Raw genomic sequence first — 24,670 nt, 5'->3', positions numbered from 1 at the left:
GTTTCAAGAGGACGGCCCTTGTCAGCGGGCGATTACAGGGAGGCCTGCATCATGCGTTGGTTGCGATTTTCCTTGCTCACCCTAGTCCTGCTGGGACTGGCGCTGCCGGTCCACGCCGATCGGCTGACCATTGCTATCCCCTCCGGGTTCGTGCCTTTTATGTTTGAAGAGGACGGCGAATGGACCGGCTTTGAGATCGAGCTCTGGGAGGCCATCGCCGAGGAGAACGGCTGGGATTATGAATACAACACGATGAATTTCTCCGGCATCATCACCGCGCTGCAGACCGGGCGCGTGGACGGTGCCATCGCCGCCATCACCATCACCTCGCAGCGCGAGGAGACCATGGATTTCTCCCACGCCTACTACGACAGCGGCCTGATGCTGATGGTGCGTAGCGATAACGAGACGGTGCGGGGTATCGATGACCTGGCCGGTAAGACCCTGGCGGTGACCACCGGCACCACCAGCGACGACTACGCCTCGGACAACCTGCCGGACACCCAGCTGCGCCGCTTCTCCCGCGCTGAACAGGCCTACCTGGAGGTGCGCGCCGGCCGGGTTGACGCCGCCCTGCACGACACCCCCAACGTGATGTTCTATATCGAGACCGCCGGTGACGGCGAGGTGATGGCCGTCGGCGAGAACCTAGAGGCCCAGTCCTACGCCATGGCCTTCCCCCGCAACAGCGAGCTGCGCAACGACTTCAACATCGGCCTGCTGCGGATGATGGAGGATGGCCGCTACGCTGAACTGTACGAACGCTGGTTCGGCGAGGCCCCCAGCCCGCGCTGAGCTGTCTTCGTGATCTCGGGGGACGGCCGGTCCGGTCAGGGGCCGGCCGCTGGGGCCGTGTGACTGACTGAACCAAGGGGGTGTGGATGGAGTTTCGCTGGGATGTGGTCATCGACGCCATGCCGCAGATGCTGGCCGGCGCGCAGCTCACCGCCTACATCACCCTGCTGGGCATTGGCGGCGGCCTGCTCCTCGGCACCCTCTGCGGGCTGATCCTCGCCTTCCGCATCCCGGTCATCAACTGGATCGTCTTCGCCTACGTCTCCGTCATCCGCGGCACCCCCATCGTGGTCCAGGCGATGTTCATCTACTTCGCCCTGCCCATGGCCCTGGATATCGTACTCACCGGCTTCGCCGCCGCCTCCATCTGTCTGGCCATGAACGCCGGGGCCTATATCACCGAGATCGTCTGCGGTGCGGTGCTCTCCATCGACAAGGGTCAGACCGACGCCGGGTTGGCGCTGGGGTTGTCCTATCCGCAGGTGATGCTCCACATCGTCGGGCCGCTGGCGTTCCGGCGCAGCATCCCGCCGTTGGGCAACCAGTTCATCATCAGCCTGAAGGACTCCGCCCTGTTCCTGGTGATCGGGGTGGCGGAGCTGGCCCAGCGCGGGGAGCAGCTCACCGCCCAGACCGGGCGGGCGCTGGAGATCTGGACCGCGGTGGCGGTGTTCTATCTGATCATGACCTTTACCCTGGCGATGATCATGCGCGCCATTGAGCAGAGGATGCGCATCCTGTGAGCCTGATCAAATGCCGAAAACTCGGTAAGCGCTTCGGTGACACCCTGGTGTTGCAGGATATCGACCTCACCGTGGAGGCGGGGGAGGTGGTGGTGCTGGTCGGCCCGTCGGGTTCCGGCAAGAGCACCCTGCTGCGTTGCCTGAGCGTGCTGGAGCTGCCCAGTACCGGGGAGTTGGCCATCGATGGGCGGCGGCTGGGTGCGCCCGGGGTGCGCCGTCGGGACCTGCGCCGGCAGACCGGTATGGTCTTTCAGCAGTTCAACCTCTTTCCGCACATGACCGCGCGGGAGAACGTGATGCTCGGGCCACGCAAGGTGAAAGGGCTGTCGCGCCGGGAGGCCCGTGCCCTCGCCGACCGCCTGCTGGATCGGGTGGGGCTGGCGGATCGGGCCGACCACTACCCCGCCGAGCTCTCCGGGGGGCAGCAGCAGCGGGTGGCCATCGCCCGGGCGCTGGCGGTGAACCCCAAGGTGATGCTCTTTGACGAGCCCACCTCGGCGCTGGATCCGGAACTGCGCGGGGAGGTGCTGAAGGTGATGCAGGACCTAGCCGACGAGGGCACCACCATGGTCATCGTCACCCACGAGATGCGTTTTGCCGAGGAGGCCGCCAGCCGCCTGCTGTTTATGGACGAGGGCCGCATCGTCCATGACGGCCCGGCCCGGGCGTTGCTCCGGGCGCCGCCCTCCACCCGCTTCCAGGAGTTCATCGGCCACGTGGGCCACTGAGGGCCCACCGGCCGCCGTTGGTCACCAGAGCCAGGTGGTCGGCTCGGCGATGGCCCGGCGCTCGGAGTTCAGCACCAGCCCCTTGATGCAGCGGGTGAGAAACCACAGCAGCGTCAGCACCAGCACGAGAAAGCCAATCCCGATCGGGGTGGTGATCATGCCCACCACGAAGTAGAGCAGCCCGATCCAGAAGGTGCGGATCTGGTAGCGGTAGTGGCTGGCGGAGACCGGATCGGCATCGCACCGCTTGATGTAGGCGAGGATCAGGCCGGCGATGGCGGTCAGCATGACGAACAGGCCGACCAGGTAAAGGATGTAGATCACCAGCACCAGCTGCCGGCCGCTGTCGCTCTGGCCCGCGCCCGGCGGTTGCTGCCGGGCACGGGGGTCGGGATAGTGCTCACTCATGGGGTGATCGCCACCTTCAGCACGCCGTCGCGCTGGTGCGAGAAAAGGTCGTAGGCCTCGACGATCTGGTCCAGCGTGTAGCGGTGGGTCACCATGGCGGTCAGGTCCACCCGGCCGGCGGCCACCACCTCCATCAGCCGGCGCATGCGCTCCTTGCCGCCGGGGCAGAGGGTGGTCACGATGGTGTGATCGCCCAAGCCAGCGGCAATGGCGTCCAGCGGCATGGAGAGTTTTCCGGAGTAGACCCCCAGGCTGGACAGGGTGCCGCCGGGTTTGAGCACCCGCAGGCAGGCCTCGAAGGTCTCCTGAAGCCCCAGGGCCTCGATTGCGACATCCACGCCGCGTCCCCCGGTCAGTTCCATGATGGCCTCGACCGGATCCTGCTCGCGGAAGTTGACGCCAACGTCGGCGCCCAGCTTGCGGGCGGTCTCCAGCCGCTCGGGGACCCCGTCCACCACGATGATCCGGGTGGCCCCCATCAGCTTGGCGCCGGCGGTGGCGCACAGCCCGATCGGCCCCTGGGCGAAGATGGCCACGGTGTCGCCGATCCGGATATGGCCGTTTTCCGCACCGCCGAACCCGGTGCTCATGATGTCCGGGCACATCAGCACCTGCTCGTCGGTCAGCTCGTCCGGCACCGGGGTCAGGTTGGCCTGGGCGTTGGGGATGCGGACGTACTCCGCCTGGCAGCCGTCGATGGTGTTGCCCAACTGCCAGCCGCCCATGGCCTTGCCGCCGCACTGGCTGGAGACCCCGTCCTGGCAGGCGTGGCATTGGCCGCAGGGGGTGATGGCCCCGGCGATCACCCGCTGACCGGGCTCATAACCGGTCACCGCCTCGCCCAGCTTCTCGATCACCCCCACCGGCTCATGACCGACGATCCGACCCGGTTCCACCGGATACTCGCCCTTGAGGATGTGGACATCGGTGCCGCAGATGGTGGTGGTAGTGACCCGGAGCAGGGCGTCGGTGGGCCCGATCTCCGGTATGGGTTTTTCCTGGACCTCGATGCGGCCAGGCTCGACGAAGACCGCTGCCTGCATCGTGCTCATGATGACCTCCCGACCCGTTGGGTGTTGGGTGAACCGCTCTGACTCCCAATTTACGCCGTTTATCCAAGGGGTCAAACCGGCGGCTAATCCCTAAGTAGAGGTGTGGGAAATCTTGCCATCGATCAATCCCTGGGGGGTGTCGGCGAGGCATGCTTAGCCGGATAAGGAAACGCCGAAGACACCGGCCGCCGGCGCGGGCGGGAGTTCCTGCAGGGTCGCTGCCGGGAGCACCGTCTCCGTCATTGCGGGAAGGTCCCTTCTCCGTCATTGCGAGCGAAGCGAAGCAATCCATAGGGTACGGCAACTGGCGGGACATGGATTGCTTCGTCGCTTCGCTCCTCGCAATGACGGGGCGGGGGCTCCTCGCCATGACGGGGGGCCTCGCAATGACGGGGTGGAGGCTCTGGCCCTCGCGATGACGGGGTGAAGCCCTCGGCCCTCTTGAAGAACTGGACTGCGCAGGAAGGGCCAGGCCGCCCCACCGTCACTGCGAGGAGCGAAGCGACGTGGCAGTCTACCGCTATGGATCGCCACGGGCCTTCGGCCCTCGCGATGACGGGGAGGAGGCCTTCGGCCCTGGCGATGACAGGGGTGCCCCGTTCCTCGTTGATTCGGGCCCGCGCAGCGGGGGGTGGGGCTCGCGATGACGGTTGATTCAGCGCTTCCTTAATAGACCATATCGGCGCTCGGCCGGTGGCGGAGGCCAATGCGAGGAGAGGCTATGGAGCTGTTGTGCCCGGCGGGAAGTCTGGTGGGGTTGCGCAAGGCCATCGACAACGGGGCCGATGCGGTCTACATGGGGCTGCGCGATGACACCAATGCCCGCCATTTCCCCGGACTAAACTTTACCGATCAGCAGATGCAGCAGGGCCTGCGCTACGCCCGGGACAAGGGTGCGCGGGTGTTGCTGGCGGTGAACACCTATGCCCAGCCCCGGGGCTGGACCCGCTGGCAGCGGGCCGTGGATCAGGCCGCCGACCTGGGGGCGGACGCGCTGATTGCCGCCGACCTGGGTGTGCTGGACTACGCCGCCCGGCGCCACCCGGGGCTGGCGCTCCACCTCTCGGTGCAGGGGTCGGCGACTAGCGCCGAGGCCCTGCGCTTCTATCAGGATTACTTCGGCATCCGGCGGGCGGTGCTGCCGCGGGTGCTGTCCATGGCCCAGGTGCAGGCCCTGGCCGAGAGCACCGACGTGGAGCTGGAGGTGTTTGCCTTCGGCTCCCTCTGCGTCATGGTCGAGGGGCGCTGCCTGCTCTCCTCCTACGTGACCGGGTGCTCGCCGAACCGCTCCGGGGCCTGTTCCCCTGCCAGCGCCGTGCGCTGGCAGGAGACCCCCCGCGGTCTGGAGTCGCGGCTCAACGGCGTGCTCATCGACCGCTTCCAGGACGATGAGCAGGCGGGTTACCCCGTGGTCTGCAAGGGGCGGTTCCGGGTGGACGACCGGATCGGGCATGTGCTGGAGGCGCCCACCAGCCTCAACACCCTCGGCCTGCTGCCGGAGCTGATGGCCGCCGGCATCAGCGCGGTGAAGATTGAGGGCCGCCAGCGCAGTCCCGCCTACGTGGCCCAGGTGGCGCGGATCTGGCGCCAGGCGATCGACGCCTGCCAGGCCGACCGGAACGGCTTTCGCCCGCGCGAGGACTGGATGAGCACCCTGGCGGAGCTGTCGGAAGGGGCCCAGACCACCCTCGGCGCCTATCACCGGAGCTGGCAATGATGCGGGAGCGAATGCCCATGCAAGTGACCCTGGGGCCGGTGCCCTATTACTGGCCGGCCGAGCGCCTGAGCGCCTTCTACCAGTCGGTGGCCGACTGGCCGGTGGATACCGTTTATCTGGGGGAGACGGTGTGCAGCAAGCGCCGCGCCTTCAGCCTGGATGACTGGATCGGCTTGGGCCGGGAGCTGCGCCAGGCCGGTAAGGCGGTGGTGCTCTCCAGCCTGGCGCTGGTGGAGGCGCGTTCGGAGATGGGCGTGGTCCGGCGCCTGTGCGAGAACGGCGAATTCCGGGTGGAGGCCAACGACATGGGGGCGGTGCAGTTGGCGCGGGAGGCGGGTGCCGCCTTCGTCGCCGGGCCCACCCTGAATGTCTACAACCCCCGCACCCTGGCAGTGCTGCAATCGGCGGGGATGCGGGTCTGGGTGCCCCCGGTGGAGATGCCGGAGGAGATGGTCCGCGACAATGTTGACGGACTGGGGCAGGCGGCCGAGGGCCTGGAGGTCGAGGTTCAGGTCTTCGGCCCGCTACCGCTGGCCTGGTCGGCGCGGTGCTTTACCGCCCGGGCGGTGGACCGGCCCAAGGATCAATGCGGCTTTCGCTGCCTGGAACACCCCAGCGGCCTGCCCATGGCCACCCGGGACGGCGATGAGTTCCTGCGTATCAACGGCATCCAACTGCAGTCCGGCCGCTGGCTGCACCTGCTGGACGCCCTGGACTCCGTCCGCGACGCGGGGGCCACCGCCATCCGTCTGAGTCCCTGGGGCGAGGATATGGCCGCGGTAGTGCACGCCTACGCGGCGGTCGCCGCGGGCCGGCCGGCGCCGGCCCTGATCCCGGGACTGGACCCGGCGGCCTGTTGCGATGGCTACTGGTTCGGCGAGGCTGGCATGGCACGGCTGGCTCGCCAGGCACAAGAGCAGGAGGAACAGGTATGACGCATCTGCCAACGCCCCCCGGGGCACGATTCCTCAAGCGGCGCCTGGACCGGGTGCTTGTAGGGCTGATCAACCAGGCACTGGCCGACCCCCTGGCGGATGGGGTGTTCGACTTCCTGGAGGCGCGCTGCCTGGAGGTGCGGCTGAGGGACTGGGGCCTGGCCCTGCCGTTGAGCTGGCGGGACGGGCGGCTGGTGGCGGCCCACGGGTGCGAGCCGGAGGCCTCCATCCGCGGCGACCTCGGGGCCTTCCTGCTGATGGCCGGCGAGTGCGCCGACCCGGATACGCTCTTCTTCCAGCGGCGGCTGAGTATTCAGGGTGATACCGAGCTGGGCCTGATGGCGAAGAACGCCCTGGACCAGCTCGATCCCGAGGCGTTGCCCCCCCGTTTCCGGCGACCGCTGCTGCGACTGGCGGGGCTGGTGGCGGAGGGCGAGCGCCGCTTCAGGCCGAGCGAGCCGTCGGCGTAGGCTCCGACCAGTTCGCCAGCTTGGCCAGGGCCTCGGGGTCCAGCAGGGTGATCTGGCGGCCGTCCGCCTCCAGCCAGCCCTGCTCTTTCAGGAAACGGAAGGCCCGGCTGGTGGTATTGGGCGCCAGGCCGAGTTGATTGCCCAGCTCCTGGCGCGGCATGGGCAGATCGAGGGTCTGGGCGGACATGCCGCGCCGGGCCATCCGGTGTGCCAGGTCCAGCAGGGCGTGGGCGAGCCGGGCCTCGGCCAGCGTTTGGCTCATGGCCAGACGGCTGCGCTTGTGCTGGTAGACGGCCTCCCCGGAGAGCCGGAGCAACTGGTGCCAGAGCTGGGGCACCTCGCTGGCCAGTGCCTGCAGCGGTTGAAAGGGCAGCTCGCAGACGTAGCTGCTTTGCAGCAACACCGCATTGGTGGGGTGGCGCTGTTGGTAGAGGGCGTCCAGCCCCATCACCTCCCCGGGCAGGGCAAAGCCGACCACGCGCCGGGTGCCCCCCTCGCCCCCGGTCGGGCTCTCCCGTCGTGCTGACCCCACCCGGATCACGCACAACCGCTCCAGCGGGTCGTCGGCCTCGAACAGCACCGTGCCGGAGGGCAGGGGACCGCGCCGGCAGATCAGCCGCTCCAGCAGATCCGCCTCGGGGGCGTGGTGGAGGATGCCGAAACAGATATTCCGCAGGCCGCAGCCCCGGCAACGGTCGCGCCGCTGGCTCAGGGGAGTGATGTTGTCGGTCTTGTAGTCGTGCATGGCCTTTACCGGAGCCGACGCTTGGCGCGCCGGGTCTACTGATGTGTTAGGGCTTAAGCGTGGTGTCTTCCCGGTGCCGGTGCAATACCCCGAAAGGTGGAGACCGACTACGCCGACGGGGGGAGTGAGGGGGCTCCAACTCCTCCTAGGCGATAATTATGACCGCGCTGCCAGGTTATCTCATTGATTCATGGGGAGCCCAGCATCGAATCCGGTTAGGGCGCCGGCTCCGGCGGGTGGCCCCACTGGATGGGTGCGGTGAAAAGTCGCAGCGCCTCTCACCCTGGGCCCCGCCGGCACCCGCTTTCAGTCCTCCGGCTCGTAACCCAGGTTGGGGGCCAGCCAGCGCTCCATCGCCCGGCGGCTCATGCCCTTGCGCCGGGCGTAGTCCTCCACCTGGTCCTGGTAGATCTTGCCGATCCCGAAGTAGCGGCTCTTCGGGTGGGCGAAATAGAGCCCGCTCACCGCCGCCGTGGGCACCATCGCCTTGCTCTCGGTCAGGGTCAGGCCGATCCGCTGGTCAACATCAAGTAGCGCCCAGATCAGGTCCTTCTCGGTGTGGTCCGGGCAGGCCGGGTAGCCGGCGGCCGGCCGGATGCCCTGGTAGTGCTCCTTGATCAGCCCCCGGTTGTCGAGCTGCTCGTCCGGGGCGTAGCCCCAGAATTCCTTGCGCACCCGCTCATGCAGGCGCTCGGCGAAGGCCTCGGCCAGGCGGTCTGCCAGCGCCTTGAGCAGGATGGCGTGGTAGTCGTCGTGGTCGGCCTCGAAGCGGGCGATATGCTCGTCGATGCCGATGCCGGTGGTGACCGCGAAGGCGCCGATGTGATCCGGCTTGCCGGTCTCCTTCGGCGCGATGAAGTCGGCCAGGCTCTGGTGGGGGCGGCCCTCCGGCTTCTCGGTCTGCTGGCGCAGGTGGTGCAGGGTCAGCAGTACCTGCGCCCGGTCTTCATCGGCGTAGAGCTCGGTGTCGTCGCCCACGCCGTTGGCGGGGAACAGCCCGAACACCGCCCGTGCGGTCAACCAGCGCTCCTCGATGATCTGCGCCAGCATCGCCTTGGCGTCGTGGAACAGCGTGCGCGCCTGTTCGCCCACCACCTCGTCGTCGAGGATCTTCGGATAGCTGCCGGCCAGCTCCCAGGACTTGAAGAAGGGCGTCCAGTCGATGTAATCGACCAGCTCCGCCAGCGGGTAGTCGTCCAGCACATGCACGCCGGGTGCGTTGGGGAAGGCCGGCTCGAAGGCGTCCCAGTCGATGGGGGTGCGGTTGGCGCGGGCGGTCTCGATCTTGACCCACTTCTGCTTCTTCTGCCGGTTGGCGTGCTGCCGGCGCACCCGCTCGTACTCCTCGCGGAGGCCGGCCACGTAGGCCTCGCGCCGGGTCTCGCTCATCAGGTTGGAGGCCACGCCCACCGCCCGCGAGGCGTCCTTAACGTAGATCACCTCCTGGTCATACTGCGGGGCGATCTTCACTGCCGTGTGCACCCGCGAGGTGGTGGCACCGCCGATCAGCAGCGGCTGGGTCAGGCCCCTTCGCTGCATCTCCTTGGCCACATTGGCCATCTCCTCCAGCGAGGGGGTGATCAGCCCGGACAGGCCGATGATGTCCACCTTTTCCTTCTCGGCGGTCTCCAGGATGGCCTCCGCCGGCTGCATCACGCCGATGTCGGTGACCTTGAAGTTGTTGCACTGGAGCACCACGCCGACGATGTTCTTGCCGATGTCGTGGACGTCGCCCTTCACCGTGGCCATCAGGATGTGAGCGGCGGGTTTGTCGTCCCCTTCGGCCTTTTCCGCCTCGATATAGGGGAGCAGGTAGGCCACCGCCTTTTTCATCACCCGGGCGGACTTCACCACCTGGGGCAGGAACATCTTGCCCTCGCCGAAGAGATCGCCCACCACGTTCATGCCGTCCATGAGCGGGCCTTCGATCACCTCGATGGGGCGGTCGTGGGCCTGGCGGGCCTCCTCCACGTCATCGTCGATGTAGTCGACGATGCCCTTCACCAGGGCGTGCTCCAGGCGCTTGTTCACCGGCAGTTCGCGCCAGGCGAGATCCGCTTCCTTCTTCTTGGCGCCACCCTGGTCCTTCACCGACTCGGCGAACGCCAGCAGCCGCTCGGTGGCGTCCTCCCGGCGGTTGAGGATGACGTCCTCCACCCGCTCCAGCAGGTCCTTGGGGATGTCGTCGTAGACCTCGATCTGGCCGGCGTTGACGATGGCCATGTCCAGCCCCGCCTTGATGGCGTGGTAGAGGAAGGCGGAGTGCATGGCCTCGCGCACGGCGTTGTTGCCGCGGAACGAGAAAGAGAGGTTGGACAGTCCGCCGGAGACCTTGGCGTAAGGCAGGTTGGCCTTGATCCAGCGGGTGGCCTCGATGAAGTCGATGCCGTAGTTGTCGTGCTCCGGGATGCCGGTGGCCACCGGGAAGACGTTGGGGTCGAAGATGATGTCCTCGGGCGGGAAGCCGGCCCGGTCCACCAGCAGCCGGTAGGCCCGCTCGCAGATCTCAATCCGGCGCGCGTAGGTGTCCGCCTGGCCGTCCTCGTCGAAGGCCATCACCACCACGGCGGCGCCGTAGCGCTTGAGCTTCTCCGCCTGCTCCAGGAAGGGCGCCTCGCCCTCCTTCAGCGAGATGGAGTTGACCACCGCCTTGCCCTGCAGGCACTGCAGGCCCGCCTCCAGCACCTCCCACTTGGAGGCGTCGATCATCACCGGAACCCGGGCGATGTCCGGCTCGGCGGCGATCAGGTTGAGAAAGTCCACCATGCAGGCGCGGGCATCGAGCATGCCCTCGTCCATGTTGATGTCGATGATCTGCGCGCCGTTCTCCACCTGCTCCCGGGCCACCTCCAGGGCGGTGTCGTAGTCCTCTTCCTTGATCAGTCGGCGGAAGCGGGCGGAGCCGGTGACGTTGGTGCGCTCGCCCACGTTCACGAACAGGCTGTCCTTGCCCACGTTGAAGGGCTCCAGGCCGGACAGGCGCATGGCCCGCTCCCGTTCGGGGATGGGGCGGGGGACGCAGTCGGCCACCGCCTCGCGCAGGGCCGCAATGTGCTCGGGGGTGGTGCCGCAGCAGCCGCCCACCACGTTGACGAAGCCGCTCTCGGCGAACTCGCGCACGATGGCGGCCATCTCCTCGGGGGTCTGGTCGTACTCGCCGAACTCGTTGGGCAGGCCGGCGTTAGGGTAGATGGTGACGTAGGTGTCCGCCACCCGGCTGATCTCCTTCACGAAGGGGCGCATCTGGTCGGCACCGAGGGCGCAGTTGAGGCCCACAGTGAAGGGGTTGGCGTGGCGCACTGAGTTCCAGAAGGCCTCGGTGGTCTGGCCGGAGAGGGTGCGCCCGGAGGCGTCGGTGATGGTGCCGGAGATCATCACCGGCAGGCGCCGGCCGATCTCTTCGAACAGCTCCTCCAGGGCGTAAATGGCCGCCTTGGCGTTGAGGGTGTCGAAGATGGTCTCGATCAGCAGCAGGTCGGCGCCGCCCTCCACTAGGCCGCGCGCTGCCTCCAGGTAGGCGGCGCGGAGCTGGTCGAAGGTGATGTTGCGGTAGCCGGGGTTGTTCACGTCCGGCGAGATGGAGGCGGTGCGGTTGGTCGGGCCCAGGGCGCCGGCCACGTAGCGCGGGTGGTCGGGGTTTTCGCGCTCGGCGGCGTCGCAGGCCTCGCGGGCCAGCCGGGCGGCGGCCACGTTCATCTCGTAGGCCAGGTGCTCCATCCGGTAGTCGGCCTGGGCGATGGTGGTGGAGCTGAAGGTGTTGGTCTCCACGATGTCCGCGCCCACGGCCAGGTTCTCCGCGTGGATCTCGCGGATCACCTCGGGACGGGTGAGCACCAACAGGTCGTTGTTGCCCTTGAGATCGCAGGGGTGGTCGGCGAAGCGCTCGCCCCGGAAGTCGGCCTCCTCCAGCTTTCGGTTCTGGATCATGGTGCCCATCCCCGAGTCCAGGATCAGGATCCGGCGGGCGAGGGCGTCTTCCAGGGTCTTGCGGCAATCGGTCATGGTCTGGTGGCTACGTCGGCGGCTAATGCAAGGGAACCGCATAGGATACCAAGTGTGGCCTCAGGTTGCTGGAGCGCACACCGCTCGCCGGGCAGGCGGCCCGGCGCAATACGGTCTCCCGGCGGGCTGGCACCGAACCGGGCGGGCCCGGGCGGGGCCCGTCCCGTCAGGGATGGCCCTCCAGGCGCTGCAGGCGCTGGCGTAGCGACTCCATCTCCTCCAGCAGCTCCAGGGCCAGGGCGGCGCCGGCCCAGTTCACGCCCAGGTCGCGGTGCAGCTGCACTGCCCGGTGCACCCGACGCACGCTGGCGCCGTGAAACCGCCATTGGGTGGTGGGGCCGCGCTCCAGCGGTTCGATGATGCCCTCATCCACCATCACCAGCAGTTCGTCGGCGGGCAGCCGGCAGACCCGACACAACTCGCCCAGGGTCAGCACCACCTCCTCTTCCAGGATCTCGCCGCGGATGACCGTCTGCATCTTCCTTGTCATGGTGTTCACACCCCCAGCCTGGCGCGCGGGTTGAAGTCGAGGGCCTGCTGCATGTCGCGGTAGGCCTTGCGGGCCGCCTCGGTATCGGCCGGTGGCAGGGCAATCCGCAGCACCGCGTAGAGATCACCCGGCGGATGGCCCGGGATACCACGGCCCTTCAGCCGCAGCTTGTGTCCCCCCAGCGAGCCCGCCGGGATGTGCAGCGCCACCTTGCCGGTGGGGGTGGGCACCTGCACGTGGGCCCCCAGGGCGGCCTCCCAGGGCGCCACCGGCAGGTCGAGGAAGACGTCGCGTCCCTCCACCCGGTAGAGGGGGTGAGGGCGGAACGCCACCTCAAGGAAGAGATCGCCCGGCGGGCCGCCGCCGATGCCCGGATTGCCCTGTCCGGCCAGGCGGATGTGCTGGCCCTGGTGGACCCCTTTGGGGATGTGCACGTTGAGGGTGCGCTCCCGGCGCCGGGGCCGCCCGTCGTCGCCGATCTCCGTGGTGTTCAGGGTCAGGGTGCGATTGGCCCCGTGGAAGGCGTCGTCCAGGTCGATGAGGATACGGGCGTGGGCGTCCTCACCGCGGGCCCGGAAGTGGGGGCCGCCGGCCCGGCGGCCGCCCCGGGCGAATCCCCCCGGCCGGCCGAAGCCGCCCCCGAACAGCGACTCGAAGAAGTCGCTGAACTCCGAGGCGTCCGCGCCGGTGAACTCCGCGCCGTGGAACTGAAAGCCCTGTTCACCCCAGTCCGGCGGTGGCCGGAAGTCCTGTCCGGCCTGGTAGTCGCGTCCCAGCTGGTCGTAGGCGGCCCGCTTTTCCGGGTCCTTAAGGACCTCGTAGGCCTCGCCCAATTCCTTGAATCTCTGTTCCGCGTCCGGCTCTTTGCTCACATCCGGGTGGTACTTGCGGGCCAGTTTGCGGTAGGCCCGCCTGATTTCGTCCTGGCTGGCGTCCCGGCTGACGCCCATGATCTGGTAATAGTCCTTGAACTTCATGCGCGTCCGTGTCCCTCGTAGTGGCCCATGGCACTTTCAGCTGTCGCTACGTCTTATTCGCATCCTCTTCATCTATATGGGTCGTCAACGGGGTGGCTTCAAGGCAGTCGGTTGCCTCGGGAACCAGGGCGGGCCAGAATGGTGCGACGCACCATAAAAGGGGCTTGACCCGGCGCTGAGAGGCGCTATAAATAAACGTACGTTTAACTCCGGGATCTGACACCATGGCCGAAGCCTCCGACACCAAGGAACGCATTCTGGACACGGCCGAGCGGCTGTTCGCCGAGCGCGGCCTGGGGCAGACCTCGCTGCGCCAGATCACGTCGCAGGCGGAGGTCAATCTGGCCGCAGTTAATTACCATTTTGGCTCCAAGCAGGGGCTGATCAAGGCGGTGTTGGGGCGGCGGCTGGAGCCATTGAACCGCGAGCGCATCCGCCGGTTGGACCGGCTGGAACGCGCCGGCGAGCTCACCCTGGAGGGGCTGATTGAGGCCTTCATCGGCCCGCCGCTGGAACTGAGCCGGGACGGTGGCGGTGGCAGCCGGTTCGTGCGCCTGATGGGCCGTACCTATACCGAGCACGCCAGCTTCCTGCACGACCACATGCGCCAGGCCAACGAGGGGCTGGTCAGTCGTTTCAAGCCGGCCTTCCGCCAGGTGCTGCCGGACTTACCCAAGGGCGAGCTCTACTGGCGCCTGCACTTCATGGTGGGGGTGATGTCCTACGTCATGGCGGGCAACGACATGATGCAGGTGCTGGCGGCGAGCCGCAGCGCCAACCCGGACGAGCCGCGGGAGATCATTCGGCGGGTGGTGCCCTTTCTGGTGGGTGGGCTGCGCGCCCCGCTGCCCCCGGAGCTGCAGGAGGAGGCCAGCGAGGCGGGTACGACCGAGGTGGCCGCCGGCTCGGGCTGAGGTCCGGGTCGTGCGGGGTCCCGGGGTTTTTTTACCCCGGCGTCAAACAAACGTTTTACCTATAGCCGGCCGGCGGCGATCCGACCGCCGGCATCCGCCCCAGGCGGCGACAGATCGCCGGGGCCCGGAGGATGAAGGGAGGAGATGATGCTGAGCTACCTCATCGCGGTTGCGGTGCTACTGGTGCTGGCGCTGCTGTGGCTGGCGCCGCTGCGCCGTTCGCTGCTCAGCGCCCCGGTCATGGGCCTGCTCCGGCAGCGGCTGCCGTCAATCTCCGCCACTGAGCGGGAGGCGCTGGAGGCGGGCGATACCTGGTGGGATGCGCAGCTCTTCACCGGCCGGCCGGACTGGGCGGTGCTGCGCTCGCTGCCCCCGGCGCGGCTGAGCGAGGCGGAGCAGGCCTTTCTCGACGGGCCGGTGGAGGCGCTCTGCCGCATGCTCGACGCCTGGGAGGTGAACGAGCAGCGGGACCTCCCGGAGCCGGTCTGGCGCTTTATCCGCGATCAGGGCTTGCTCGGGATGATCATCCCCCGGGCCTATGGCGGCCTGGGGTTCTCCGCCGCCGCCCACTCCCAGGTGGTGATGAAGGTGGGCGCGCGTGAGGGCACCGCCGGGGTCACGGTCTCGGTGCCCAACTCGCTGGGCCCGGCGGAGCTGTTGCTGCGCTACGGGACGGAGGCACAGCGCAACCACTATCTGCCGCGCCTGGCCCGGGGGGAGGAGATCCCCTGTTTTGCCCTCACCGGGCCCACCGCCGGCTCCGATGCGGCCTCCATCCCCGATCGTGGGGTGGTCTGTTACGGCGACTACCGCGGAGAGCGGGTGCTGGGCATGCGCGTGAGTTGGGACAAGCGCTACATCACCCTGGCCCCCGTGGCCACGGTGCTGGGCCTGGCCTTCCGGCTGGAGGATCCGGACGAGCTGTTGGGCCGGGGTCCGGTGCCCGGGATCACCGTGGCACTGATCCCCACCGATCACCCCGGCGTGGAGATCGGCCGACGCCATTTCCCGGCCGGGGTGGCCTTCCAGAACGGCCCCACCCGCGGGCGCGATGTCTTCATCCCCCTGGATTTCATCATCGGCGGGCCGCCGCGCGCCGGCCAGGGTTGGCGCATGTTGATGGGCTGTCTCGCCGCGGGGCGCTCGATCTCGCTGCCGGCCGCCGGCGTGGGCAACGCCAAGCTGGCGGCGCGCACCGCTGGCGCCTACGCCCGGGTGCGCCGCCAGTTCAATACCCCGGTGGGCCGCTTCGAGGGGGTGCAGGAGGCGCTGACGCGCATTGCCGGCCAGGCCTATCGCCTGGACGCCGGCCGCTGGGTCACCACCGCCGCCCTGGATGCCGGCATCGAGCCGGCGGTGATCTCGGCCATTCTCAAATACCAGGCCACCGCCGGCGGCCGCGAGGCCATCACCGACGCCATGGATGTGCATGGCGGCAAGGCCATCTGCACCGGCCCGTCCAACACCCTCTTCGGGGCCTACCAGGCCCTGCCGGTGGGGATCACCGTGGAGGGGGCCAACATCCTGACCCGCAGCATGATCGTCTTCGGGCAGGGGGCCCTGCGCTGCCACCCGTGGCTGCTGCGGGAGGTGCAGACCGCCCAGGCGGGGGACCTGACGGGCTTCGACCGCGCCTTCTGGGGCCACGTGCGCCACCTGCTCGCCAACCTGGGTCGGGTGGCCCTCCACAACGCCACCGGCGGTCGCCTGGCCAGTGCCCCCGGCGCCGGTGCGTTGGATCGCTGGTACCGCCAGCTCGCACGCGAGTCGGCCAATTTTGCCCTGGTTGCGGATGCCGCGCTGCTGATCCTCGGCGGCGAGCTGAAGCGGCGCGAGCGCCTCTCCGGCCGGCTGGCGGACGTCCTCAGTGAGCTCTACCTGATGAGCTGTGCGTTGAAACAGCACGAGGACGACGGCTGTCCGATCGCCGACCGGCCCCTGCTGGACTGGGTCTGCCAGGAGGGGCTCTACCGCATCCAGGAGCGGTTGGACCGGGTTCTGGCCAACCTGCCGGTGCGCCCGGCGGCGTTCCTGCTGCGGCGGTTGCTCTTCCCCTGGGGCCGGCGCCGGCGCCCCGCGGACGACCGCCTGGGTCGCCGCGTGGCCGAGACCCTGTTGGAACCGGGCGAGGTGCGGGACCGGCTCACGGCAGGGCTGTACCTGAGTCGGGATCGCGACGACGCCACCGGCGCCCTGGAGTGGGCCCTGCGCGAGGTGGTGGCCACCGAGGACCTGGAGCAACGCCTGCGCCAGGCGGTGCGCGACGGCCGTCTGCCCGATCTCGACGGTGCCGCGCTCCACCAGGCGGCGCTGGACGCGGGGGGGATCAGCGAACCGGACCACCGCCGGCTGCGAGCGGCCCACCAAGCGGTGATGCGGGTGATCCAGGTGGACGAATTCGAGGCCGCGGACCTGTCCCGGCCCGGAAAAGTGCCGCGACCGGCACAGCGGTGTCAATCAGAGGCTGCCTGAAGACAGCCCGTTTGCGAGGCGTTTGGAGGAGACCGTGGAGAAGACAACCGACTACATCGAACCGGGGGAGGCCGGCACCCTGCACCGGCTGTTCCTGGAGCGGGTGCGGCGCAGCCCCGATGCGCCGGCCTACCGTCAGTACGACTACGCCCACCAGAGCTGGCGGACGTACACCTGGCGGGAGACCGCCGAGGCGGTCCGCCGCTGGCAGGCGACCCTGGCCCGGGAGGGGCTGCAGCGCGGTGACACCGTGGCGGTGATGCTGCCCAATGGCTGGCCGTGGGTGCTGTTCGACCAGGCGGCCCTGGCCCTGGGGCTGGTGGTGGTGCCCCTCTACACCAGCGACCGGCCGGACAACGTGGCCTATATCCTGGAGGACAGCGGGGCGCGGGTGCTGATCCTGGAGCAGGCGGAGACCTGGCAGGCCATCCAGCGGGGCGGCCACCGGCTGAACGCGGTGCAGCGGGTGGTGGTCACCCAGGGCGTGGCGCCGGCCGACAGCAGGGGCACCGTGGTGGCGTTGGAGGCCTGGCTGGCGCCCGAGGGCGATCCCGGCGATCCGCCCGAGCCGCCCCGCGACGGCCACGCCCTGGCCTCCATCGTCTATACCTCCGGCTCCACCGGCCGGCCCAAGGGCGTGATGCTCAGCCACCGGAACATGCTGGAGAACGCCTACGCGGGCCTGCAGCGCATTGCCATCTACCCAGACGACCTGTTCCTCTCCTTCCTGCCGCTCTCCCACACGCTGGAGCGGACCATCGGCTACTACCTGCCGATCATGACCGGCTCCACCGTGGCCTACGCCCGCTCGGTGCCCGATCTGCCCGAGGACCTGGCCACCCACCGGCCCACCGCCCTGGTCAGCGTGCCGCGCATCTACGAGCGGGTCTACGGACGTATCCAGGAGGGCCTGAAGGCGAAGTCGGGGCTGGCCCGCGCGCTGTTTCACAGCGCCGTCCGCGTCGGCTGGCACCGCTACCAGCGAGGCCAGGGCCTGTGCGGCTGGCACCCCAGGGAACTGGCCTGGCCGCTGCTCCACCGGCTGGTGGCCGGCAAGGTGACCGCCCGGCTGGGCGGCCGGGTGCGGGTGGCCATCAGCGGCGGCGCCCCGCTGAGCCGGGAGGTGGCCCAGCTCTTCCTGTCACTGGGGGTGCCGGTGCTGGAGGGCTACGGGCTCACCGAGTCGAGCCCGGTGATCTCGGTGAACACCCTGGAGGACAACCGCCCAGGCACCGTCGGCAAACCGCTGCCCGGGGTGGAGGTGCGCATCGGCGAGCAGGGCGAGCTGCTGGCCCGAGGCCCCAACATCATGCTCGGCTACTGGAACAATCCCGAGGCCACGGCGGCGGCACTGGACCGCGACGGCTGGCTGCACACCGGGGATCAGGCCCGGCTGGATGACGAGGGCCGGATCACCATCACCGGCCGGCTCAAGGAGATCATCGTCATGGCCAACGGCGAGAAGGTGCCGCCGGCGGACATGGAACTGGCCATCGCCAACGACCCGGTGTTCGAGCAGGTGATGGTGGTGGGCGAGGGCCGGCCCTACCTGGGGGCACTGGTGGTGCTGAACGAGGCGGTCTGGCCCAGCGTCGCCGGCGAGCACGGTCTGCCGGAGGCGGTGACCGCCGCCCGCGACGATCCGCGGGTGGAGCGCTACCTGCTGGAACGGGTCGGCCACCTGCTGCACGCCTTCCCCGGCTATGCCCAGATTCGCCGCCTGCGGGTCCTGCCCGAGCCCTGGAGCGTGGACAACGCCATGCTCACCCCCACGCTTAAGCTCAAGCGCGCGCGGATCGCGGAGCACTTCCAGGATGAGCTGGCCACCCTGTACGCCGGGCACGATACCCCGGGCGGCAGCGCCCGCCAGTCCGGTCAACACTGAGAAGAGGGAGGAGACGATGAGTTCAGTACTGAAAAGCCGGATGGCACCCCGGGCCGGCGCCGGCTCCGAGCGCCGGCCCCGCTACATCCGCCGCGCCGCCGTGTTGGGTGCCGGGGTGATGGGGGCACAGATCGCTGCCCACCTGGTCAACGCCGGGGTGGAGACCGTGCTCTTCGAGCTGCCCGCCGGGGGTGCCGATAAGGACGCCAATGCCCGCAAGGCTATCCAGGGGCTGCGCAAGGCACAGCCCACCCCGCTGGCCGAGCCGGCGGTGGCCGACCGGATCGTGCCGGCCAACTACGACACCGGCCTGGGGCAACTGGGCGACTGCGATTTCGTCATCGAGGCCATCGCCGAGCGGCTGGATCTGAAGCGCGAGCTGTTCGCCCGCATCGCGCCCCATCTGCCCGCCGAGGTGCTGCTGGCCAGTAACACCTCCGGGTTGTCCATCAACGCCCTGGCCGAGGTGCTTCCCGACGCGGTGCGCGAGCGCTTCTGCGGTGTGCATTTCTTCAACCCGCCCCGCTACATGCCGCTGGTGGAGTTGATCCCCAGCCGGTCCACCCGCCCGGCGGTGCTGGACGAGTTGGAGACCTTCCTGGTGGGCACCCTGGGCAAGGGGGTGATCCGGGCCCGGGACACCCCCAACTTCGTGGCCAACCGCATCGGGGTCTTCTCCATCGCCGCCACCCTTCACCACGCCGAGCGCCTGGGCATCCCCGCCGACGTGGTGGATGCGCTGACCGGACCGGCCATCGGCCGGCCCAAGTCGGCCACCTTCCGCACCGCCGATGTGGTGGGCCTCGATACCCTGCAGCACGTGGTCGCCGGCTCGGCGAAGCTGCTGGACGAGGACCCGTGGCAGGGGTACATCCACCTGCCCGACTGGTTGGACGGTCTGGTGGCGCAGGGGGCGCTGGGACAGAAGACCCGCTGCGGGGTCTATCGCAAACAGGCGGGCCGGATCCAGGTCTTCGACCCGGCACGCGGCGACTACCGGGACGCCCGACAGCAGGCGGACGAGGCGCTGCAGGCCATCCTGGCCGAGCGGGACCCGGCGAAGAAGTTGGCGGCCCTGCACGACAGCGACCACCCCCAGGCGCGGTTCCTGTGGGCCATCCAGCGGGATGTCTTCCACTACGCCGCCTACTGGCTGGGTGAGATCGCCGACAACGCCCGCGACGTGGATCTGGCCATGCGCTGGGGTTTTGGCTGGACGCTGGGGCCGTTCGAGACCTGGCAGGCGGCCGGTTGGCAGCGGGTGGCGCAGTGGATCCGGGCGGATATTGAGAGCGGGCAGGCCCTGGCCGCGGTGCCGCTGCCCGACTGGGTGGACACCCTCGACGCCGTGCACCGCCCCGAGGCCTCCTGGAGTGCGCTCGACTACGGCTGGCACCCGCGCTCGGAGCTGCCGGTCTACCAGCGCCAGTACTTCCCCGACCGGGTGCTGGGCGAGGCCGACCAGGAGACCGGGGTCACCACCTTCGAGACCGACGCGGTGCGCCTGTGGCACCTGCAGGCGGACGTGGGCATCCTCAGCTTCCGCACCCCGCAGAACGCCATCGGTGCCGACGTGCTGGAGGGGGTGCTGGCGGCGGTGGCCGAGGCCGAGCAGCGCTACCGCGCCCTGGTGCTCTGGCAGCCGAAGGCGCCCTTCAGCGTGGGCGCCAACCTCAAGCAGGTGGTCGACGCCCTGGAGCGGGAGGACTACGACGCCCTGGCGGCGATGGTGGCCCGCTTCCAGCAGGCCACCGGCCGTTTGCGCCAGGCCCGCATCCCGGTGGTGGGGGCGGTACGCGGTATGGCCCTGGGGGGTGGCTGCGAGTTCGTCATGCATTGTGACCACGTGGTGGCGGCGCTGGAGAGCTACCTGGGGCTGGTGGAGGCGGGCGTCGGGCTGATTCCGGCCGGTGGCGGCTGCAAGGAGCTCGCCCGGCGCGCCTCCGCGCTCACCCCGGACGGCGACGTCTTCCCCTTTATCCGCAACTACTTCGAGATGATCGCCATGGGCAAGGTCGCCCGCAGTGCCGTGGAGGCGAGACGATTCGGCCTGCTGCGCCCCTCCGACACCGTGGTGCTCAACCCCCACGAGATCCTGCACGTCGCCCACGCCCATGCCCGGGCCCTGGCCGAGTCGGGCTACCGGCCGCCGCTGGAGACCCCGGTGCGGGTGGCCGGCAAGGCGGGGCTGGCCAACCTGAAGGCGCAGTTGGTCAACCTGCACGCCGGCGGCTTCATCTCCGACCACGACTTTGCGGTGGCCGAGCACGCCGCCGCCGCCCTCTGCGGGGGCGAGGTGGAGGCCGAGAGCACGGTCCCCGAGGGGTGGCTGCTGAAGCTGGAGCGCGAGCCGTTCATGGCGCTGCTGCGCAGCGACAAGACCCGCGAGCGCATCGTCCATATGCTCAAGACGGGCAAGCCGTTGCGCAACTGAGCCGGTGCGGTTACCGAATGGAGGAGTGAGAGACCATGACTGAAACCGTATACATCGTCGCCGCCCAGCGCACCCCGGTGGGCAAGGCCCCGCGCGGCGCCTTCCGCCACACCCGCCCGGACGATCTGCTGGCCCACGTGATCCGCGGCGCCGTGGACCGGTGCCCGGGGCTGGATCCGGCCGAGATCGCCGACGTGATCGTCGGCTGCGCCATGCCCGAGGGCAGCCAGGGGCTGAACGTGGCCCGCATCGGTGCCCTGCTGGCCGGGCTGCCGGACCGGGTGCCCGGTTACACCGTCAACCGCTTTTGCGCCTCGGGGCTGCAGGCGGTGGCCCTGGCCGCCGACCGCATCCGTCTGGGCGAGGCCGACGTGGTGGTGGCCGGTGGCACCGAGTCCATGAGCCAAGTGCCCATGATGGGCCACAAGCCACAGTTCAACCCCGCCCTGTTCCAGGACGACCCGCATCGGGCCATCGCCTACGGCATGGGTATCACCGCCGAGAAGGTGGCCGAGCGCTGGGGTGTGGGGCGTGAGGCGCAGGACGCCTTCGCCCTGCGCAGCCACCAGCGGGCGGTGGCCGCCACCGAGGCGGGGCACTTCCGCGACGAGATCCTGCCCTACACCGTGCGCGAGTCGGTGCTGGACCCGCAGGGGGGCGCGGTGGCCCTGCAGGAGCGGGTGGTGGACAGCGATGAGGGGCCGCGGCCGGAGACCAGCGCCGAGGCGCTGGCCAAGCTCAAGCCGTCCTTCGCGGCCCGGGGCAGCGTCACCCCGGGGAACAGCTCGCAGATGAGTGACGGCGCCGGCGCCGTGGTGCTGATGAGCGAGCGCCGGGTCAGCGCCCTGGGGTTGACGCCGCTGGCGCGCTTCGTCGGCTTCTCGGTGGCCGGGGTGGCGCCGGAGATCATGGGCATCGGGCCGGTGGAGGCGGTGCCGCGGGTGTTGCGACAGGCCGGCCTCCGGGCGGCCGACGTGGACTGGGTGGAGCTCAACGAGGCCTTCGCCGCCCAGAGCCTTGCGGTGATGCGCGACCTGGAGCTGGACCCGGAGCGGATCAACCCGCAGGGCGGGGCCATCGCACTGGGCCATCCGCTGGGGGCCACCGGTGCCATCCGTACCGCCACCCTGGTGCACGGACTGCGCCGCACCGGCGGCCGCTACGGCCTGGTGACCATGTGCGTGGGCACCGGCATGGGCGCGGCCGGTCTGTTTGAGCGGATGTGAGGTGGAGGAGACAACCATGACCCTCATCTTTGCGATCGCGGTGGCCCTGGCGGGCTTTCTGGCCCTGGCTTATGCCGGCGCACGGCTGCCGGTATGGACAGCGGCCGTGGCCCTCTACCTGCTGGGCCTCTGGGTTGTCGGCGCGGCGTCCGGCGCGGCGGTGGCTCTCGCCGCGCTGGTGTTGGCACCGGTGGCGTTACTGTTCAACCTGCCGGCGTTGCGCCGGCGGGTGATCACCCGGCCCCTGTTCCAGGCCTTCAAGCGGGTGTTGCCGCCCATGACCACCACCGAGCGCGAGGCCCTGGAGGCCGGGGACACCTGGTGGGAAGGCGAGCTCTTCCAGGGCCGGCCGGACTGGCAGCGCCTGCGCGAGACCCCGGTGACCCGGCTCAGCGATGAGGAGCAGGCCTTTCTGGATAACCAGGTGGCGACACTCTGCCGGATGCTGGATAACGACCGGATCGAGCGCGAGGCGCACGATCTGCCCGCCGAGGTGTGGGACTTCATCCGCCGTGAGCGCTTCTTCAGCCTGATCATCCCCAGGCAGTACGGCGGCCGGGCGTTTTCCAGTTACGCCCAGAGCTGCGTGGTCACCCGCATTGCCACCCGCAATATCTCCGCCGCGGTGACGGTAATGGTGCCCAACTCCCTGGGGCCGGGTGAGCTGTTGATGCAATACGGCACCCAGGCGCAGAAGGACTACTGGCTGCCGCGCCTGGCCGACGGCCGCGAGATCCCCTGTTTCGCCCTCACCGGCCCGGATGTGGGCTCCGATGCGGCGGCCATGCCCGACTACGGGGTGGTCTGTCGGGGCGAGCATGAGGGCCGGGAGGTGCTGGGCATCCGCCTGAGCTTCAGCAAGCGCTATATCACCCTGGCGCCGGTGGCCACGGTGCTGGGTCTGGCCTTCAAGCTGCACGACCCGGACGGGCTGCTGGGCGGTGAGCGGGACTGCGGTATCACCTGTGCCCTGGTGCCCACCGACCACCCGGGGGTGCAGGTGGGGGAGCGCCACTTCCCCATGGGGATGGCCTTCATGAACGGCCCGGTGCAGGGCGAGGATGTCTTCATCCCGCTCGACTGGATCATCGGCGGGCCGGAGATGGCCGGCCGCGGCTGGCGCATGCTGATGGAGTGCCTGTCGGTGGGCCGAGCCATCTCCCTGCCCGCATTGGGCACCGCCGCCGGTCACATGAGCGCGCGCATGACCGGCGCCTACGCCCGCATCCGCCGGCAGTTCAAGCTGCCCATCGGCAAGTTCGAAGGGGTGCAGGCCGCCATGGCGCGGATTGGCGGCTATGCCTACCGGCTGGAAGCGGCCCGGCGGCTCACGGCCAGCGCGGGCGATCTGGGGGTGAAGCCCTCCGTGGTCTCGGCCATCGCCAAGTACCACATGACCGAGATGATGCGCACCTCCCTGAACGACGCCATGGACGTGCACGGGGGGCGCGGCATCATCTTCGGGCCGCGCAACTACCTGGGCTACGGCTACCAGGCCATCCCAGTGGGCATTACGGTGGAGGGGGCCAACATCCTCACCCGGAACCTGATGATCTTCGGTCAGGGGGCCATCCGCTGCCACCCCTACGTCTTTCCGGAGATGGAGGCGGCGCGCAAGGACGACCTGGCCGGTTTCGACCGGTTGCTGTTCAGCCATATCGGGTATTCGCTGAACCGCGGTGTGCGCGCCTTCGTCCTGGGGCTGACCGGTGCCCGCCTCGGCGACAGTCCGGTCAAGGGGGCCACCGCCCCCTACTATCGGGAGCTCTCGCGCATGAGTGCGGCCCTTGCCTTTGTCTCCGATGTGGCCATGGGGGTGCTGGGGGGCGACCTGAAGCGCCGGGAACGGCTCTCAGCCCGCCTGGGGGATGTGCTCAGCCACCTTTACCTGGCCTCGGCGGTGCTCAAGTTCCACGAGGACGCCGGGAGCCCGGAGGCCGAGCGCCCCTTCCTGCGCTGGGCCCTCGACGACTCGCTCAACGCCATCTACGAGGCCTTCGACGGCTTCCTTCGTAACTTTCCGAACCGGTTGCTGGCCGGCGTCCTGCGCCGGGTGATCTTCCCCCTCGGGCGGCCTTACCACCCGGCCGCCGACCGCGACGGCCAGCGGGTGGCCGAGGCCCTGATGGAGCCCGGTGGCGTCCGTGAGCGAGTGACCGCGATCGGCTACTGGGCGGAGGATGACCGGGACGACCCCATGGGCCGGATGGAGGTGGCGCTGCGGACCCTGGTGGCGGTGGAGCCCCTCTATAACCGCTTCCAGAAGTGGGTGGCCAAGGGGGAGGCGCAGGGCTTCAGTTTCGCCGAGCGCATCGCCGACGCCCGTGGCAAGGGGCTCATCACCGCGGCCGAGGCCGAGCAACTGCAGGCCTGGGAGCACCTGCGCTACGACTGCATCATCACCGATGCCTTCCCGCCGGAGGCGATCAGCCCCGCCGCCCCGGCGGGGCGATCCGGTGCCGCCCACTGGCGGCGCCAGGCCACCGGGTAACCGCCCCGCGGCCCGCGCAGAAACGGAGCATCCGGACCGGGACGCCGGCCCCAGAGAGGGGCCGGCGTCTTGGCGTGCGACGAATCGATACAGGCCCAAAGATGTCAATCTGTTCGATTTTGGTGCAAAATCCCCGCCCCTGAACTTAAATTGGGCGACCTGTCTCCGGTGGCCCACGAATGCCAG

18 protein-coding genes are annotated in these 24,670 nt (G+C 69.2%); 12 read left to right on the top strand and 6 right to left on the bottom strand.

The features are described 5' to 3' along the window. Positions 1-51: 51 nt before the first annotated feature. The 3 genes from MLG_RS10855 (at position 52) to MLG_RS10845 (ending at position 2,266) form a co-directional block, all read left to right on the top strand. On the top strand, positions 52-795 hold the full coding sequence (locus MLG_RS10855) for a glutamine ABC transporter substrate-binding protein (protein WP_011629877.1): 744 nt from the start codon (positions 52-54) through the stop codon (positions 793-795). A gap of 86 nt (positions 796-881) precedes the next feature. Next, a complete protein-coding gene (locus MLG_RS10850; protein WP_011629876.1) occupies positions 882-1,538 on the top strand; it encodes an ABC transporter permease subunit in 657 nt (218 codons plus the stop codon). Continuing rightward, positions 1,535-2,266 carry an amino acid ABC transporter ATP-binding protein gene (locus MLG_RS10845; protein ID WP_011629875.1) on the top strand — a complete coding sequence of 244 codons (732 nt, stop codon included), beginning with the start codon at positions 1,535-1,537 and terminating at the stop codon, positions 2,264-2,266. Before MLG_RS10850 ends, MLG_RS10845 begins: the two co-directional genes overlap by 4 nt. A gap of 21 nt (positions 2,267-2,287) precedes the next feature. Here the strand turns inward: MLG_RS10845 and MLG_RS10840 are convergent, their stop codons facing one another. Both MLG_RS10840 and MLG_RS10835 read right to left on the bottom strand, forming a co-directional pair. After that, complete coding sequence (locus tag MLG_RS10840) at positions 2,288-2,674, bottom strand: DUF4870 family protein (RefSeq protein ID WP_011629874.1); 387 nt, start codon at positions 2,672-2,674, stop codon at positions 2,288-2,290. Then, complete coding sequence (locus MLG_RS10835; protein ID WP_011629873.1) at positions 2,671-3,726, bottom strand: NAD(P)-dependent alcohol dehydrogenase; 1,056 nt, start codon at positions 3,724-3,726, stop codon at positions 2,671-2,673. The genes MLG_RS10840 and MLG_RS10835 overlap by 4 nt, the downstream gene beginning before the upstream one ends. A gap of 721 nt (positions 3,727-4,447) precedes the next feature. On the opposite strand from MLG_RS10835, the gene ubiU reads away from it, so the two are divergent. From ubiU to ubiT, 3 genes are read left to right on the top strand one after another with little or no spacing between them, the layout of a single operon-like run. After that, on the top strand, positions 4,448-5,443 hold the full coding sequence (ubiU, locus tag MLG_RS10830) for a ubiquinone anaerobic biosynthesis protein UbiU (protein ID WP_011629872.1): 996 nt from the start codon (positions 4,448-4,450) through the stop codon (positions 5,441-5,443). Positions 5,444-5,460: 17 nt separating this feature from the next. Then, positions 5,461-6,378 carry a U32 family peptidase gene (locus MLG_RS10825; protein WP_041718570.1) on the top strand — a complete coding sequence of 306 codons (918 nt, stop codon included), beginning with the start codon at positions 5,461-5,463 and terminating at the stop codon, positions 6,376-6,378. After that, on the top strand, positions 6,375-6,848 hold the full coding sequence (gene ubiT / locus MLG_RS10820; protein WP_011629870.1) for a ubiquinone anaerobic biosynthesis accessory factor UbiT: 474 nt from the start codon (positions 6,375-6,377) through the stop codon (positions 6,846-6,848). Before MLG_RS10825 ends, ubiT begins: the two co-directional genes overlap by 4 nt. On the opposite strand, the gene MLG_RS10815 is transcribed toward ubiT, so the two are convergent. From MLG_RS10815 to MLG_RS10800, 4 genes are all read right to left on the bottom strand, one after another. Next, positions 6,823-7,593 carry a helix-turn-helix domain-containing protein gene (locus MLG_RS10815; RefSeq protein ID WP_011629869.1) on the bottom strand — a complete coding sequence of 257 codons (771 nt, stop codon included), beginning with the start codon at positions 7,591-7,593 and terminating at the stop codon, positions 6,823-6,825. The genes ubiT and MLG_RS10815 overlap by 26 nt on opposite strands. Positions 7,594-7,899: 306 nt before the next feature. Further along, positions 7,900-11,595: a methionine synthase gene (gene metH / locus MLG_RS10810; protein WP_041718035.1), complete on the bottom strand. Its 3,696-nt coding sequence runs from the start codon at positions 11,593-11,595 to the stop codon at positions 7,900-7,902. Between the two features lie 166 nt (positions 11,596-11,761). Further along, the gene (locus tag MLG_RS10805) at positions 11,762-12,085 is read right to left on the bottom strand and encodes a chaperone modulator CbpM (RefSeq protein ID WP_011629867.1); all 324 of its coding nucleotides are present in this window, start codon (positions 12,083-12,085) and stop codon (positions 11,762-11,764) included. A gap of 5 nt (positions 12,086-12,090) precedes the next feature. After that, complete coding sequence (locus MLG_RS10800; RefSeq protein ID WP_011629866.1) at positions 12,091-13,062, bottom strand: DnaJ C-terminal domain-containing protein; 972 nt, start codon at positions 13,060-13,062, stop codon at positions 12,091-12,093. 224 nt (positions 13,063-13,286) lie between these two features. Between MLG_RS10800 and MLG_RS10795 the strand changes: the two genes are divergently transcribed. From MLG_RS10795 to MLG_RS10770, 6 genes are all read left to right on the top strand, one after another. Then, entirely contained in the window at positions 13,287-13,976 is a 690-nt protein-coding gene (locus tag MLG_RS10795; protein WP_011629865.1) for a TetR/AcrR family transcriptional regulator, read from the top strand. 144 nt (positions 13,977-14,120) lie between these two features. Then, positions 14,121-16,448 carry an acyl-CoA dehydrogenase gene (locus MLG_RS10790; RefSeq protein ID WP_232209249.1) on the top strand — a complete coding sequence of 776 codons (2,328 nt, stop codon included), beginning with the start codon at positions 14,121-14,123 and terminating at the stop codon, positions 16,446-16,448. A 34-nt stretch (positions 16,449-16,482) separates the two neighbouring features. Continuing rightward, a complete protein-coding gene (locus MLG_RS10785; RefSeq protein ID WP_049753673.1) occupies positions 16,483-18,333 on the top strand; it encodes an AMP-dependent synthetase/ligase in 1,851 nt (616 codons plus the stop codon). Between the two features lie 16 nt (positions 18,334-18,349). Next, a complete protein-coding gene (locus MLG_RS15880; protein ID WP_011629862.1) occupies positions 18,350-20,767 on the top strand; it encodes a 3-hydroxyacyl-CoA dehydrogenase/enoyl-CoA hydratase family protein in 2,418 nt (805 codons plus the stop codon). A gap of 35 nt (positions 20,768-20,802) precedes the next feature. Further along, the gene (locus MLG_RS10775) at positions 20,803-21,993 is read left to right on the top strand and encodes an acetyl-CoA C-acyltransferase (RefSeq protein ID WP_011629861.1); all 1,191 of its coding nucleotides are present in this window, start codon (positions 20,803-20,805) and stop codon (positions 21,991-21,993) included. Positions 21,994-22,009: 16 nt separating this feature from the next. Beyond that, entirely contained in the window at positions 22,010-24,484 is a 2,475-nt protein-coding gene (locus MLG_RS10770) for an acyl-CoA dehydrogenase (RefSeq protein ID WP_011629860.1), read from the top strand. The last annotated feature ends 186 nt before the right edge of the window (positions 24,485-24,670 follow it).

Source organism: Alkalilimnicola ehrlichii MLHE-1, from assembly GCF_000014785.1.
GTDB lineage: Bacteria > Pseudomonadota > Gammaproteobacteria > Nitrococcales > Halorhodospiraceae > Alkalilimnicola > Alkalilimnicola ehrlichii.
Note: the sequence above shows the minus strand (reverse complement) of the source record. Positions and strands in the feature narration are given on the sequence as shown.